General features: G+C 45.0%; 14 protein-coding genes and 1 other annotated feature. Of the genes, 4 read left to right on the top strand and 10 right to left on the bottom strand.

Going from position 1 to position 15,229, the window contains the following annotated elements; genetic code table 11:
* Positions 1-107 precede the first annotated feature (107 nt).
* Positions 108-2,243: a methyl-accepting chemotaxis protein gene (locus ACXAGV_RS12510; RefSeq protein WP_474873551.1), complete on the bottom strand. Its 2,136-nt coding sequence runs from the start codon at positions 2,241-2,243 to the stop codon at positions 108-110.
* 309 nt (positions 2,244-2,552) lie between these two features.
* Here ACXAGV_RS12510 and ACXAGV_RS12505 point away from each other — a divergent pair, with 309 nt between their 5' ends.
* Positions 2,553-3,398: a formate/nitrite transporter family protein gene (locus ACXAGV_RS12505; RefSeq protein ID WP_474873550.1), complete on the top strand. Its 846-nt coding sequence runs from the start codon at positions 2,553-2,555 to the stop codon at positions 3,396-3,398.
* A 75-nt stretch (positions 3,399-3,473) separates the two neighbouring features.
* Here ACXAGV_RS12505 and hisIE read toward each other — a convergent pair whose 3' ends face one another.
* Genes hisIE through hisG form a run of 8 tightly spaced genes read right to left on the bottom strand, consistent with a single transcriptional unit; the run spans position 3,474 to position 10,614 of the window.
* On the bottom strand, positions 3,474-4,091 hold the full coding sequence (gene hisIE / locus ACXAGV_RS12500) for a bifunctional phosphoribosyl-AMP cyclohydrolase/phosphoribosyl-ATP diphosphatase HisIE (protein WP_015067587.1): 618 nt from the start codon (positions 4,089-4,091) through the stop codon (positions 3,474-3,476).
* A complete protein-coding gene (hisF, locus tag ACXAGV_RS12495; protein ID WP_014950033.1) occupies positions 4,088-4,900 on the bottom strand; it encodes an imidazole glycerol phosphate synthase subunit HisF in 813 nt (270 codons plus the stop codon). Before hisF ends, hisIE begins: the two co-directional genes overlap by 4 nt.
* Positions 4,882-5,619, bottom strand: a complete 738-nt coding sequence (hisA, locus tag ACXAGV_RS12490) for a 1-(5-phosphoribosyl)-5-[(5-phosphoribosylamino)methylideneamino]imidazole-4-carboxamide isomerase (RefSeq protein WP_474873549.1) — start codon at positions 5,617-5,619, stop codon at positions 4,882-4,884. The genes hisF and hisA overlap by 19 nt, the downstream gene beginning before the upstream one ends.
* Entirely contained in the window at positions 5,619-6,248 is a 630-nt protein-coding gene (hisH, locus tag ACXAGV_RS12485; protein WP_474873548.1) for an imidazole glycerol phosphate synthase subunit HisH, read from the bottom strand. The genes hisA and hisH overlap by 1 nt, the downstream gene beginning before the upstream one ends.
* The gene (gene hisB / locus ACXAGV_RS12480) at positions 6,248-7,318 is read right to left on the bottom strand and encodes a bifunctional histidinol-phosphatase/imidazoleglycerol-phosphate dehydratase HisB (protein WP_474873547.1); all 1,071 of its coding nucleotides are present in this window, start codon (positions 7,316-7,318) and stop codon (positions 6,248-6,250) included. Before hisB ends, hisH begins: the two co-directional genes overlap by 1 nt.
* Positions 7,315-8,394: a histidinol-phosphate transaminase gene (gene hisC, locus ACXAGV_RS12475; protein ID WP_474873546.1), complete on the bottom strand. Its 1,080-nt coding sequence runs from the start codon at positions 8,392-8,394 to the stop codon at positions 7,315-7,317. Before hisC ends, hisB begins: the two co-directional genes overlap by 4 nt.
* Positions 8,394-9,698 carry a histidinol dehydrogenase gene (gene hisD, locus ACXAGV_RS12470; protein WP_474873545.1) on the bottom strand — a complete coding sequence of 435 codons (1,305 nt, stop codon included), beginning with the start codon at positions 9,696-9,698 and terminating at the stop codon, positions 8,394-8,396. The genes hisC and hisD overlap by 1 nt, the downstream gene beginning before the upstream one ends.
* 13 nt (positions 9,699-9,711) lie before the next feature.
* Complete coding sequence (gene hisG, locus ACXAGV_RS12465) at positions 9,712-10,614, bottom strand: ATP phosphoribosyltransferase (RefSeq protein WP_474873544.1); 903 nt, start codon at positions 10,612-10,614, stop codon at positions 9,712-9,714.
* Between the two features lie 50 nt (positions 10,615-10,664).
* Positions 10,665-10,782, bottom strand: a sequence feature (His leader region).
* A gap of 230 nt (positions 10,783-11,012) precedes the next feature.
* On the opposite strand from hisG, the gene ACXAGV_RS12460 reads away from it, so the two are divergent.
* Positions 11,013-11,252: a hypothetical protein gene (locus tag ACXAGV_RS12460; protein ID WP_474873543.1), complete on the top strand. Its 240-nt coding sequence runs from the start codon at positions 11,013-11,015 to the stop codon at positions 11,250-11,252.
* A gap of 15 nt (positions 11,253-11,267) precedes the next feature.
* Here the strand turns inward: ACXAGV_RS12460 and ACXAGV_RS12455 are convergent, their stop codons facing one another.
* Complete coding sequence (locus ACXAGV_RS12455) at positions 11,268-12,041, bottom strand: ParA family protein (RefSeq protein WP_474873542.1); 774 nt, start codon at positions 12,039-12,041, stop codon at positions 11,268-11,270.
* A 207-nt stretch (positions 12,042-12,248) separates the two neighbouring features.
* On the opposite strand from ACXAGV_RS12455, the gene ACXAGV_RS12450 reads away from it, so the two are divergent.
* Both ACXAGV_RS12450 and ACXAGV_RS12445 read left to right on the top strand, forming a co-directional pair.
* Positions 12,249-14,159, top strand: coding sequence for a TonB-dependent receptor domain-containing protein (locus ACXAGV_RS12450; protein WP_474873541.1), 1,911 nt, complete (start codon positions 12,249-12,251; stop codon positions 14,157-14,159).
* Complete coding sequence (locus tag ACXAGV_RS12445; RefSeq protein ID WP_474873540.1) at positions 14,132-15,181, top strand: MBL fold metallo-hydrolase; 1,050 nt, start codon at positions 14,132-14,134, stop codon at positions 15,179-15,181. Before ACXAGV_RS12450 ends, ACXAGV_RS12445 begins: the two co-directional genes overlap by 28 nt.
* The last annotated feature ends 48 nt before the right edge of the window (positions 15,182-15,229 follow it).

The following is a 15,229-nucleotide window of genomic DNA, read 5'->3' as shown; positions in this document are numbered from 1 at the left end:
ACAAAACAGTGCTAGCCCTTTATGCATATTTTTTTAAGTTGTACTTGCTACAGCTCAACGCAGAAAGCAACAGCCGTCAAGGCTAGTTGTTCTATCAGCGCTGGGTACTACTGTGTTTTCAGTTTAGCCAAAAGCTGTTCCAAAGTGCTAACAGCGGTAAAGATGGCCTTTGAACTCTCTGCCGATGCCTGTGAATTGCTGGATACTTCAGATGTAGCGTTGCCTATTACTACCATGTTTCTGTTGAGCTCTTCACTTACTTGGCTCTGTTCTTCAGCGGCTGCCGCCATTTGCGTCATGCGCTCGCTGATCTCTCCTATTTGAAGTACCGTGGTTTGCATTTTTTCAAGGGCTGACTGGGAAAGCTGTGCTGCACCTTCGGCTTTCTGACTGCCAGTGTGTATGGTTAATACTGTGTGATCAACTTCGCTTTGTAATGCTGTAATCACCCTACCAATTTCACCTACCGATTCTGCTGTCTTAGAAGCAAGAGAGCGCACCTCGTCAGCAACGACACTGAATCCTCTTCCATTTTCTCCCGCACGTGCTGCTTCAATAGCTGCGTTTAGTGCCAAGAGGTTGGTCTGGTCAGCTATCGCGCCAATAACGTCAAGGATCTTTTTGATGTCAGCGCTTCGTTGAGAGACAGCTTGTACAGCATCCGATGCGTTTTGCATTTCACTCGACAGTTCTATTACTGAATGTGTTGATTGAGAAATTTCACTTTCCGTTTGTTTTACAGAATTTGTCGCGTTATCCGCATTATTTGCGGCGTCGGCGGCGGTTCGCGCTACCTCTTGAGCAGTTTGCGACATTTCAGTAATAGCGGTGACAACGCTATCAATTTCAGCTTGTTGTACTTGAATTAAAGAATTCGTGCTCTCTGTGTGGCTTTGTGTTTGTTCGCTTTGCGCTATAACTTGAGCGCACGACTGTTTTGCTTGCTCAAGCAACTCACGTACTCTTTCTTTAAATAAGTTAAACGCTTCGCTTAACTGAATAAGTTCAGCGTGAGAGTCCACGTGAATGTCTTGGGTCAGATCACCACCTTGACCAGCAAGCTCTTCCATTCTTTGGGCGACCTGTCGCACTGGCTGAATAATGCTTTTTGTGAACACGAAAACCAGAGCAAGAGCAATTGCGGTACATATTATCGCTACAATTAGTTGGGTGGTTAATAATGAGGTTACTGACGAAGATATCATCGCCTCTAGTGAAGTTATTGGCGCCAGCGCATTCGTTTTATTAACGCCAACGATCATTTTCCATTTCACCTTTGCCACATTAAGCGATATGTCTTGTGAAACATATAGCATACCGTCACTTTCATAGAGCCCTGATTGTTGGTCGGCATTGAGTAGGCGACTTGATTTCGCTTCATCGCTAAATACTTCAGAAAATGGACGAGCTAACTTACTCTTTGCGCTAGTCGCTGCAACCACTAATCCATTTTGGCTTACAACGTAAACTTCAGCATTACCGTCGTACAGCGATGCCTTTAAACTTTCAGCTCGTTCTTGGATAATAGGGAGGTTTAAGTCAGTGCCTACCACTCCACGAAAACGATTATTAACAATGACAGGAACCGTAAGGCTTGTCATTAGTTCGCTGTAGCCTTCACGGATTTCGTATTTATAAGGGTTAGATACACACGGTGTGAGCGTCTCCTTGTTACACAAGTACCACTCTGCAGCCCTGAAGCCAAATTCATCTAAGGTAGTGTCATGTTTAAGCGTTGGGTCGGTAATCAAAACCTGTTCGGGCTTATTGTTAGCGCCCCGAATGAAATAGACTTCAAAGCTTCCTGTGCCGGGGGTCGAATGAGTCTTTCCGCTACTGTTTTCTGCTGCCTTGCCATCGAACAAATTAGCCTCGAATTGAGCGTACATACTTGATGTGACATTCGTTGTTAGCACACTTTTAACCAGTCTCTCTGCCTGCTCTCTACTTAACGACAAATCGTCGTTTGCTTCAATACTCGAGGTTAACTGGGTTGCGAGCGCAGTCGGCAAGTAGTGGGCACTGTTAAGCAGAGCTTCTGTTTGCGCCGCAAATTGTGCCGCCTTAGCTGATACTGTCCTCTCTATTTGTTCGATAACTTCTGAATTGACATGTTGATCAATCTTACGCTCTGTACTTTCAAGTAGCACATAGCTTACGCCAATAAAAACCGTAGCAAGCAAAATAAATAGTATGCCTACAACAGACATGAGTTTAGACGACAAGGAGTAGCTTTTTTTCATGAATAATAACTTAGCTAGGATATGTGCAGCCCGCGTGTAGCGGAACGTTTATGTGAACGCTTCAGCGGATTCGTTTTCTATAAAATTCCGTAAAGCGTAATGATGTTAAGTGTAGGGTGTTTTGATAATTATGCTTACTTATTATACGTAAAACCTTATGTGAAGAATGGAATAACGCGTTTTTTCATAAATACACAGGTATTTTATCTTATACCTTTTGGGTGTGAATGTGACCGGAATCACCGGTGAATTGCGTAGTTATTGGTAGAAATAATATGTGTAAGCAATTTAAAGGACGAGACAAATCGGATGCCGGATAAAAAGAGTGAAGCAGGTGATCGACGTAAAGACGTGGCGCTTAGTCATACCGAAGAGAAAGACGTAAGAGATAATCAGAGTTTAAACTCAGTTTCTTTGTATGCGATTGTTCATAGGGAAGGGCTTGAAGAGCTACAGCGCCCGATGATGTCACTGTGGTGGTCTGGTGTTGCAGCAGGTATTGGTATTTCGCTTTCTATTTTAGCTGAGGGCATTCTGCATCAGCTTTTTGTAAACTCCCCCAATCAGTTTGTTATTGAGAATTTGGGCTATACGGTTGGTTTCGTGCTGGTCATTGTTGGTCGCTTACAGTTATTTACTGAAAATACGCTTTCGGTCATTCTTCCGTTGTTAAGCAAGCCGTCTTTATACATGGGTTCCTGCATTGCGCGTTTGTGGCTTATTGTTTTCGCCGCCAATATGTTCGGCACCTTTTTGGCTGCGTTTTTCAGCTATAGCTTGCAAGCAGTTCCACCAAACCTCGTTGAAGGAATGACAGCCATATCTGAGCACTACGCTAAACTATCACCTTCAGACGCCTTCTCATACGGCATTACGTCTGGTTTTATCATTGCCGCTATTGTGTGGATGAAGCCTTCGGTTAAGCATTCTCAAATATTGATGATCGTTATTTTCACCTATTTAATTGCGATTGGAAATTTCACGCACGTGATAGCCGGTTCAACAGAGCTTTTCTTGTTAGCACTGCAAAATAAAATAAGCGTTGTTGAAACCGTTTCTCTCATCGGTGCTACATTGCTTGGAAATATTGTTGGCGGAACGGGCCTGTTTGCACTGTTGGCCTATGGGCAGGTAGTAAGGGAAATCGAGAAGTAACATTAGTAGACAAAAAATGCCCTTAGCGCAAAAACGCGAAGGGCATTTTAAATAAAAAGTTAGCGCACTTGTAAATTACTTATGACGCTCACGCAATACATCTAGCGCATCGTTCAATGACATATCGCTTGCTTGAAGCAGAACCGTTAGGTGATACAGCAAGTCAGCGGCTTCGTTTTTAAGCTCTTCTTTGTCGTGAACAGTCGCAGCCAATGCGGTTTCTACACCTTCTTCGCCCACCTTCTGCGCTATTCGCTTAATGCCTTTGTTGTAGAGGCTAGCAGTATAGCTACTTTTAGGGTCGGCATCTTTGCGGGCCGCCAATACTCGCTCTAAGTCTGCAAGAAAGGTAAACGCTGGCGTGTTGCCGTCGAACCAACAGCTTTCAACACCCGTGTGACATGTTGGGCCATTAGGATTGGCAAGTACCAACAGTGAATCTTGGTCGCAATCGCAGGCAACGCTCACTAAATCTAGCGTGTTACCAGATGTTTCACCCTTGGTCCAAAGGCGTTGCTTTGAGCGACTGAAAAAAGTCACTTTACCCGTTTCAAGGGTTTTCGCTAGGGCATCTTGGTCCATATAACCCTGCATTAATACCTTGCCTGATAGTGCATCTTGCACAATGGCAGGTAGCAGATTATCCATTTTGTCCCAAGCCAGTTTATTGCTGTTTTCGTTAGTAATGATCACGGATTTACTCCTTCTGCTTGCGCCGTTAAACCGTGACGCTTACGCATGGCAACGCCATTGCTGGTTAATTCTGCTTTAAGCTCATCAATGTTGATGATGCCTTTGTGAAATACCGATGCTGCAAGTGCGCCATCTACGTCAGCCTGTTGAAACACATCCGTAAAGTGGGCAATTTCACCCGCGCCACCCGATGCAATTAGCGGCACTTCACAGACATCGCGCACGGCCTTCAGCTGTTTCACGTCGTAGCCTTTGCGCACGCCGTCTTGGTTCATACAGTTAAGTACAATTTCACCTGCACCACGTGACTGAACTTCTTTAATCCAATCGATGGTCTGCCATTGGCTTTTTTGAGTACGCGCTTCATCACCAGTGAATTTGTACACTTCGTATTGGTCGGTTGCTTCGTTATAGAAACTGTCGATACCAATCACGACGCACTGTTGTCCATAAACGTCGTGCAGCTGGTTAATAAGGTCTGGATTATTAAGGGCTGGGGAGTTAATTGAAATCTTATCCGCGCCCATTTCCAAAATACGCCCAGCATCTTCAATGCTCTTAATGCCGCCAGCTACACAAAACGGGATATCAATAACCTGTGCAATACGGCTTACCCAGCTTTTATCTACCACACGGGCATCAGAGCTGGCGGTAATATCATAGAATACTAGTTCGTCGGCACCTGCTTTCGCATATTGCTCAGCAAGAGGCACAATATCACCAATAATTTCATGGTTTCTAAACTGAACGCCCTTAACGACTTTGCCGTCGCGTACGTCTAGGCACGGTATTATGCGTTTTGCCAGCATGCGATAGCCTCCTTAACCGTAAACTTACCTTCAAGCAATGCGCGACCTAGAATAACGCCGCCAACGTTTGCGGGTTTTAGCGCTTCAATATCAGCAATGCTGCCAATACCGCCAGACGCTTGCCAGCTTACATTAGGGAAACGGGCTGCCATTTCTTGATACAGCTCAGTGTTAGCGCCTTGTAGTGTACCATCGCGGCTAATATCGGTGCATAGCACGTGCTTAGCGCCAACTGTAGCGAAGTCTTCAAGCAAGCCTTCAAGAGCAACGCCAGAATTCTCTTGCCAACCGTGGGTAGCAATAAGCTTTTCACCGCTGTCGCTAATATTGATATCAAGGGCTAATACAATGTGCTCTGGGCCGTATTTTTCTACCCAAGACTTCACAAGCTCGGGTTGTTTTACCGCCAAAGAACCAATCACTACGCGGCTTACGCCAGTTTCAAGTAATTGCGCTACTTCTTCTTCACTACGAATACCGCCGCCGGCTTGAAACTTCATGCGCTTAGTGTCGACCATAGACTTAATCAGTGAAAGCTGACGCTTACTAGTGTCTTTCGCGCCCGTAAGGTCAACAATGTGCAGCCAAGTTGCTCCTTGGTCAGCATAGTCGTGAACCACGTCAACAGGGTCCAGTTCGTATTGGGTTTTTTGCTCGTAGTCACCTTGATAAAGGCGGACTACATGTCCTTCAATAAGATCAATCGCTGGAATAATCATTATAGGTTCACAAAGTTAGTCAGTAGTTGTGCTCCGGCTTCGCCAGAACGTTCTGGGTGGAATTGCACCCCGTAAAAATTGTTTTTGTTTATGGCGGCAGAGAACGTATTTCCATAAGTGCAGCTTGCAAGCGTGTGCTCGTATTCAGGAACGGCAAAACTGTGCACAAAGTAAAAGTAGGTATCTTGTGGTATGCCCTTAAATAAACTTTCTTCTTTATGAGAGACTGTGTTCCAACCCATATGAGGTAAGCGCACGCCTTTTGATTCCATGCGAGCCACATGACCTGGCATTAGGTTTAAACAGTCGATGTTGCCTGTACCTTGAAAACCACCTTCAGCGCTGGTTTCAACCATAAGCTGCATGCCTAAACATACGCCTAGTACAGGTTGGGTAAGCGATTGAAGGGTTTCCACTAGCACTTTTTGCTTAATGCTTGCCATCGCTGCTGCCGCAGTTCCTACGCCGGGTAAAAACACTTTATCAGCGTTTTTTATCACGTTTACATCGTCAGATACGTCTACTTCAACGCCTAAGCGCTCAAGGGCAAAGCGTACCGATGAAATGTTCGCGCAGCCGGTATTTACTATGACTATTTTTTGTCGCTGGCTCGGATTTACCACTGACATTACAGTGCTCCTTTACTGCTTGGAAGCGCATCGCCTTGACGTGTAATGGCTTGACGTAGCGCTCGGCCAAATACTTTAAACAGGCTTTCTACCTGATGGTGTGCGTTGCCTTCGCTGGTGGAAAGGTGCAGTGATAGTCCCATGCTTTGTGCAAGCGAATAGAAAAAGTGTGGCACCATTTCTGTGGCCATTTCGCCTACTTGGTCGCGACTAAATTCAGCGTCGAACTTAAGGTGTGGTCGGTTTGAAATGTCCATAATACATTCCGCTCGACATTCATCCATTGGCAACGCGAAACCAAAGCGACCAATACCGCGTTTGTCGCCTAGTGCCTTTTTAAGCGCTTCTCCTAATGCAAGCGCGGTATCTTCTACACTGTGGTGATCATCAATGTGTAAATCGCCATCGGTAGTTAGATTTAATTCAAAACCACCGTGTGTAGCAATTTGGTCAAGCATGTGGTCAAAAAAGCCCATGCCGGTCTGAATCGTCGATTTAGCCTGAGAATCAAGATCAACGCGAACACGAATATCTGTTTCAGAAGTGGTGCGTACCACCTCTGCAATACGTGAAGACGCTAACAAGCTTTTCTGAATATCATTCCAGTTTAAGCTTTCGCGATTGTACTGAAAGCTGCGAATACCCATGTTTTCAGCAAGCTGTACGTCAGTAATTCTGTCACCAATCACAAACGAGCGGGTAAAGTCTACTTTCCCTTGCTGCAAGTATTCTTGCACTAGACCAAGCTTTGGTTTGCGACATGTGCAGTTAGCAGCATCGAAGTGCGGGCAAATAAGCACGTCGTCAAATACTACGCCTTGGCTTTCGAAAATGGCCATCATGGCATTGTGTGGCTTGTCGAAATCTTCTTGCGGGAAACTGTCTGTGCCCAAGCCGTCTTGGTTACTTACCATCACGAGTTTAAACCCAGCTGCCTTTAGTTTAAGTAGCACAGGAATAACGTTTGGCTCGAATACCAGCTTCTCTAAACTATCTAATTGCTTATCTACTGGCGGCTCTTCTACGAGTGTACCGTCGCGGTCAATAAATAAAATGGCTTGCTGACTCATGCCGCGTCCTCATTATTTTTAAATTCGTTAATTAGCTGCATTAAACGCTGGTTTTGCTCTTCAGTGCCTATGCTTACGCGTAAACAGTTTTGTAAGTTAAGCTGTTTTGATTGATCGCGAATAAGCATGCCTTGGCTTACCAAGTACTGCATTAGGGCTTGCGCTTTTGCGTAGCGGAATAAGATAAAGTTTGCTCGTCTATCACCCACCAACTCAAAACCTTCAACTGCGTCTAACGCTTCAGCTAATGCCTCTTTTTCGCGGTTAATGGTAGCCACCTGAAGTTCAAGTAACGTTAGCGACTCAGCCGACAATGCTTGTGCTGCGATCTGCGCCACTGGCTCTGGAATAGGATAGGGTGCTATCACTTTAAGCAGAGCTTGAATGACTGGTGCTTGGGCAAGCGTAAAACCACAGCGAAGGCCGGCAAGTGCAAACGCTTTAGACAGCGTACGAAGTACCACTAAGTTTGGGTAGTTGTTAATCTCATTCGCCCATGTATTGTCGGCATCGAACTCAATATACGCTTCATCTACAACAACCAGTGCTTTATCAGCAAAGTGATTAAGCACGGCTTTGATATCTTCGCGAGCAACCGGTGTACCGGTTGGATTGTTGGGCGCACAGATGAAAATCACGTTAACGTCTTCTTCTGCGCAAACTGCATTCACATTAAGGCTAAAGTCGTCGTTAAGCGGCACTTTCTTAATGCCCACATCACAGGTTTCAGCACTGATGGCATACATACCGTAGGTAGGCGGGCAAATCAGAACGCTGTCTTTACCCGGCGTACAGAAGGTACGAATAAGTAACTCGATGCCCTCATCTGCACCGCGAGTAACGATAAGCTGCGACTTATCAAGCCCTGCGTAGTTTGCGTAACCACTCACTACCGCTTCAGGCTGGCACGATGGATAGCGGTTAAAGTTACCGCTATCTACATTATATTCGTTGGCATAAGGTGACTCGTTAGCGTTAAGCCAATCTTGACCGCCTGAAAACAAGCGGCGCGCCGATTCATACGGCTTTAGCGGCACTAAATTTTCGTTAATTAGGTTATCGATAAGCGTCGACATTAGGCGTCTCCCTGCTTAAGTGCCTGCATACGAAATGCAACAGCTTGTTCGTGGGCATCTAACCCTTCTGCTGCGGCTAGTGCCATAATCGCAGGGCCTAAATTACGCATACCATCTTCGCTTAACTCTTGAATTGTGTAGCGGCGCATAAAGTCTAACAGGCCAAGACTAGAATAATTCTTAGCATAGCCGTATGTGGGCAGTACATGGTTAGTGCCGGACGCATAGTCACCGGCAGATTCAGGTGACCAGGGACCTAAGAAAATAGAGCCTGCGTACTTAATCTTTGGTAAGTAATCACGGGCATTCTCAATTTGTACAATTAAGTGTTCAGCCGCGTAGGCATTGCTTGCCTCTATGGCTTGTTCAATTGAATCGGCCAAGATATAGCGCGCATTTTCCATAGCAGGGCGAGCGATCTCAGCACGAGAAAGGGTCGCCAACTGACGCTCAACCGCGGCTTTTGCTTCTTCTACAAGCGTAGCGCTGTTAGATACCAAAATGGCCTGTGAATCTGGGCCGTGTTCGGCTTGGGAAAGTAAATCAGCTGCCACAAATTCAGGGTTTGCAAATTCATCAGCAAGTACCAACACTTCTGATGGACCCGCCGGCATATCAATGGCAGCACCATCAGCGCGTTGGCTAACTTGCTGTTTAGCTTCGGTAACAAAGCTATTGCCAGGGCCGAAAATTTTATCGACCTGAGGAATCGTTTCAGTACCCAATGCCATGGCTGCAACCGCTTGAGCGCCACCACAGAAGAAGATTTTATCAATGCCGCATTTTCTTGCCGCATAGGCAATTTCAGGCGCAATAAGTTGTTCTTTATTTGGCGGTGTGCACAGTAGTTTATTTTCACAACCTGCCACCAACGCAGGTACACCAAGCATAAGCACAGTAGATGGAAGCGGTGCGCTGCCGCCTGGGATATAAAGGCCTACTGCGTCAAGGGCAGTGAAGCGAAGCTCGCATTTCACCCCTGGTGTAGTGGTCAGTGCGATATCACTGGGCATTTGTGCTTCGTGAAAGGTCTTTATATTGTTAAACGCTGTGTCGATAGCGTTTGCGACTTCAGGTGTTACCTTAGCTGCAAGGGCATCGATATTCTCTTGCGAAAGCACAAGGCTAGTTAGGTCGGGGCAGTCAAATTTACGTGTGTAATCAAGTACTGCCGCATCACCTTCTGCTTCAACGCGGGCGATAATCTCGCCCACGGTTTGCTTTAACTGTTGGCTATTGGCCATAGCCGGGCGGGCTAGCGCCTGTTTTTTCTCATTTGCCGAGAGAGATGACCAAGTAATCATAATTGTCTGCCTTTTAGCCCATCATTTTTTCGATTGGCATTACAAGAATAGAGCTACAACCAAGGGCTTTAAGCTTTTCCATGGTTTCCCAGAACAAGGTTTCTGTAGAAACTACGTGGATAGCAACTTGCTCTTCATTTCCAGCAAGTGGAAGCACCGTTGGGTTTTCAGCACCTGGAAGTAGGCTCTTAACCTGTTCTAGATACGCTTTAGGCGCGTGTAGCATGATGTACTTGCTTTCTTTTGCTAGCAATACACCATCGACACGAGGCATTAGGCGATTAACCAGTGTTACTTTCTCGTCACTAAGTTCGCTGTCAGTACGCTTTATAAGTACTGCTTTACTGCGGAAGATGACATCCTTTTCAACGAGGCCGTTTGCTTCAAGGGTTGCGCCTGTAGATACCAGGTCACAAATTGCGTCAGCGACACCAGCACGCGGCGCAACTTCTACTGAGCCCTGTAGCATTACGGCTTTCGCGTTAATGTCCTGGTCTTTGAAGTAGCGCTCAAGAAGGTAAGGGTAAGTAGTTGCTACTTTTTTGCCTTCTAAAGATTTAATACCGTCGTAATCCATCTCGTTAGGTACGGCAATTGATAAGCGACAGCCGCCGTAGTCTAGACGACGTAATACTTCATACTCGAACGGCTTGCCTGCCGCTTTGCGTTCAAGCATTTTTTCTTCAAGCTCATTTTCGCCAATGAAACCAAGGTCGCAAACGCCGTCCATAACAAGACCTGGAATATCGTCGTCACGTACGCGAAGTAAATCAATTGGCTCGTTCGTTGAGTGCGCAATCAGCAGGCGATCACGAATGTTCAATTTAATGCCGATAGCTTTAAGAAGTGAGATGCTGTCATCACTCAAGCGACCTGATTTTTGTACGGCAATTCGAAGTCTGTTGCTGTTACTCATTGAAACGTTCCTTACACGTTGTGTTTTAACTTTTGATTGCGCCTAAAACGAAAAACCCCCGGAAGTTTCCTTCCGAGGGTCGAGAATTTTTCTATCTGCGCCGTTGGAAGGAAATATAGACCTTCCAGCACGAACCTGAAAGGTTATGCTTTGTGGTGATGGTGATGTTTCGCCGCGCAGTTAATCATTTTGGTGAATCTAATTCCTAATTTCGAACGGCTGAAACATTAGCGGTTTGAGCCTCGATTTGCAAGGCAAAAGTGAACTCTTTTCCTACATTAACTCTAAATTAATATACATATGATAAAACTATTCGTTATGAAGTAGTTGTGAACCATAATTTTGAGCGCTTCTCGGCCGATAAATTATATAAACCTATACACATTTTAGGAGAGCGTATGAGCAACGATTTATTGTTTCCCATTTTGCCTCGCAACACGAAAGTGCCGATTGAACCCGATGATCGGGTGAAAAAAGTGCAGAAAACGAAAAAGTCTGAGTACCTTAGTGAGGAAGAACGCGACAATTTCCAGGACATAAAGCGAACCGAGGTAATAGACGCGTCAGCTGAGAACTCGAAAGACAAAGATAGAGACAAAAAGAGGGGCGGGCTAAAGCACATCGATATTGATGTTTAAGATGTCTTTTTAGCACTAGGTTTTATTTGCAAAAAGCTCTTCAAATAACCCTTCGATTTGCTTTGTGACTTTGTGCTTAGGCAAATAGAACGGCAGTGGTTCCCGTTTAGAATGAGACTCTTTCACTTTCACCGTAGCACCTATGTAGCTTTCTAGCACTGGTAAACCTTTCTGCTTGAGCGATTGCACCAGTTCTGAAGGCAGTTTAGCCTGACTATTATATTGATTGACTACAATGCCTAATAGCTTAAGTTCTGGGTTATGATCCTCTTTGAGCTCTTCTGCATTGTAGAGCAAGTGCTCGATAGCTTGTGCGGAGAAATCATCGCAATCAAAGGGAACACAAAAGCCATCTGCTGCAATAAGAGCCGCTTTTGAATAGAAATTAAAATTTGGTGGCGTATCAATAAAAATATGGTCGAATTCGCCTTTCAACTCCTTTAGTGCATCTTTAAGCTTAAAAATCTTGTATCGAGATTCGAGTTCTCGTTCTACATCAGCTAAGGCTGGTGAAGAAGGCATGACGTAAAGGTTTTCGAAGGGTGTGGGATGAACAAACTCAATAGGCTTTTTAGCCGTTCTGAATATTCCCACCACTTGTTTAAACATATCAGCAACGGAAAGGCTTTTCTCGTTGGGGGTAAGCCCCGCATAGTGAGTACTGTTACCTTGGACATCCAGATCTACTAATAACGTTTTGTGACCCAACTTCGCGCTTTGTGCGGCTAAATTGGTACTAATCGTCGATTTACCCACCCCACCTTTTTGATTAAATACCACGACAATCATACACAATCCCAATGTTGAAACGGTTATTGAACACATCAATTGACTAAAATATGCCCAAATACGATTGTGGATGCAAAGTATTGTTTTTATTTTGATCGTTTGCTCTTTGTAAAAATACGTAAGCGTGACGATAAAAATGAAATTCAACTTTACATATTAATGATAATGATTATCATTGGGGTATTATTTTATATTAATCGATTAAGTATGCGTTTTACTCCCACTTTACTGGCAATTTCACTGTATTCACTGTTCTCTCAGAATGTTCTTGCTCAATCTAACGAGCAAGATGATATGGAGAGCATTACTGTTACAGCCTCTGGCTTTGAACAGCTTTTGTCTCAAGCACCCGCGTCAGTGAGCGTCATCGATAGAAAACAATTGGCGCAGCGAGCTTACAAGGACATCACAGACGCACTTCGAGATGTGCCGGGGGTTACTGTAACGGGGGGCGGGTACCGCCAAGATATCAGCGTTCGAGGCCTACCTGCACAATATACATCTATACTTGTTGATGGAAAAAAACAAACAGGTAGAGAGTCCCAGCCAAATGGCAGCGGCGGGTATGAACAAGATTGGTTGCCGCCATTGGACAGCATAGAACGTATTGAAATTGTGCGCGGTCCTATGTCTACCTTATATGGTTCAGACGCAATGGGTGGGGTGATCAATATTATTACGCGAAAAAACTTCAGAAAATGGAGTGGTAACCTTCGCGCAGAAACAAAAATTCAAGAAAATTCAGACAGTGGCTCAGATAGTCAAGTTCAGCTGGCGTTTTCTGGGCCGTTAATCGAGAACTTGTTGAGCATTACAGCTAGTGGCCTTTATCAAAAGCGAGAAGAGGACGATATTGAACGAGGCTACGCAGAAAAAGATCTAAGCAACATTCGTACAGCATTTCACTTAACACCAAATACTACAGATACACTCACGTTTGAGTACATCTTCCAAGATCAGACACGTATATCTACACCCGGTAAGTCGTTGCCAGAAAGAAATTCCTTATCAGAGACTGAAAGCGAGAGACATTCATATGCGCTGACTCACGAGGGGAAGTATGATGATGTAACGGCTCGAAGTTATATCCAGCAAGAGTCGGTTGAAAACGTAGGGCGAGATATCACCATTGATAATCTGGTCTTTAATTCTCAATGGTCTTGGGCAGTTAGCGATAGCCACATGTTTACGGTTGGCACAGAATTTCTGGAAGAGTCACTAGATGATTTTGATACAAACGGCGGCGAGGCGACCAATATTGAAAACAGCCAATGGTCTTTATATGGCGAAGATGAATGGCGTGTTAACGATAGTTTGGCCTTCACGCTAGGTATTCGTCTTGATGACAATGAACAGTTTAGCTCACAAATTAGCCCTCGTGCGTACGCGGTGTATAATCTCAATGATAATTGGGTAGTGAAGGGTGGTGTTTCTACCGGCTATCGTACGCCGGAGCTTCGAGAAATGGCTGAGGGATGGATTCAAGAAAGCCGTGGGGGAGATGTTTACGGTAATCCGGACTTGTCACCCGAAACTACGTTAAACAAAGAACTCGCGCTTTACTATTCCGGTGATGCTGGCTTGGAGTACAGTATTACCGTGTTCCATAATGATTTCGATGATAAAATTGCCATCGCATCATGTGAACTATCAGTCTGTTTAGATGAAACGGATCGCTATAATATCAATATTGACGAAGCTGAATCGTACGGTACAGAATTCGCTGCAAAGTATAACGTTGGAAACTGGTCATTTAACGGTGCATACAGCTACACGCGTTCAGAGCAAAAGACAGGTTCAAATGAAGGCCTGCCTTTGGTTCAACAGCCTAAGCATTTGTTCACGCTAAACACCACATATCGCCTATCTCAAGAAAGCGAAATCTGGTCAAGGTGGACAGTAAGAGGGGAAGAAACGGCGCTAACATCAGTATCTTCACGTTCTATTTTATCCCCAGGGGTCGGTTTGTTTGACATAGGTTACAACACCAAACTTACGCGCAATATTAAATTGCAAACGGGGCTCTACAATGCATTTGATAAAACAATGCGATACGAAGAGTTTGGGTATGTTGAAGACGGAAGAAGATTGTGGCTAGGGTTAAATTGGACGTTCTGAAAATAGCGGTTATTGTATGGGCTGTTAGTGTGTGCGTTAGCTGCACTGCTAGCACTTCGCTAACCGCTCAAGATTATGCCCGAAAGGGCCTAGAGAGCGCTACACATTTTCCTGGCTTGGCAAACCTCTGTGATATTAGTGCTCCACCTAGAGATATGTTCAAACTTAGTGAAAAGCGACGAGAAAGACCTAAACGTGCCGAGAGTGCAAGCAAGCCCGACCGCAAAGGCAAGGGGCGGCGCCAAATACCACCCCAGAAGGTCTTTGATAACCTCTATTACGTAGGGGCAGGCAACGTTGCAAGTTGGGCAATCGATACGGGCGAAAGCATTGTTCTGGTGGATGCGTTGAATAATGTCGAGCAAGCTCAACAGTACATAATTGATGGCCTTTCTGCGCTCGGATTAGGCAACAAGCCCATATCTCACCTCATTATTTCTCATGGCCATGGCGATCACTATGGTGGGTTTGAACTTATCAAGTCAACATATAGTCCTCGCATAGTCATGAGTAATGTAGAGTGGGATTACCTCGAAAACGATAAATTTGCCAGTTATCGTTGGGGTAAAAAGCCAAGCCGAGATGTGGCGGTAGCCGATGGTGAAAAATTGAGTGTTAACGGTACTGAGTTAACGCTTTATGTTACGCCGGGCCATACGCCAGGAACGTTAACGGTCGTTTTTCCCGTAATTGACGGAAACGAAAAACATCGGGCTGTGTTATGGGGCGGTACTGGGCTCAACTACGGTCCTGATGTCTCGCGCATTCAGTCTTATACTGACTCTGCCATGACGATGAAACGATTAGTAAAAGAACAAAATATTGATGTTTTTTTATCGAACCATCCTGGTCGTGCCGGAACAAGAGAAAAGCTTGAAGCCTTAAGTAGCCGGGAAAGTAATGAAAAACATGCCTTTGTTCAAGGTCAAGATGTCGTTGTTGAAGCATTTGAACTGCTTGAAAACTGCACGCGCGCACAGTGGATGAGGATTGAGGAAAAACAGCACGACCAACGTAATTAGGACGCTTGTATCAAGGCAAGAAGAAGAGGGGGCTTGATGGTTGCCTCA

The organism is Alteromonas sp. ABH4_453, assembly GCF_056160665.1.
This window is presented reverse-complemented; position numbering and strand designations above follow the sequence as displayed.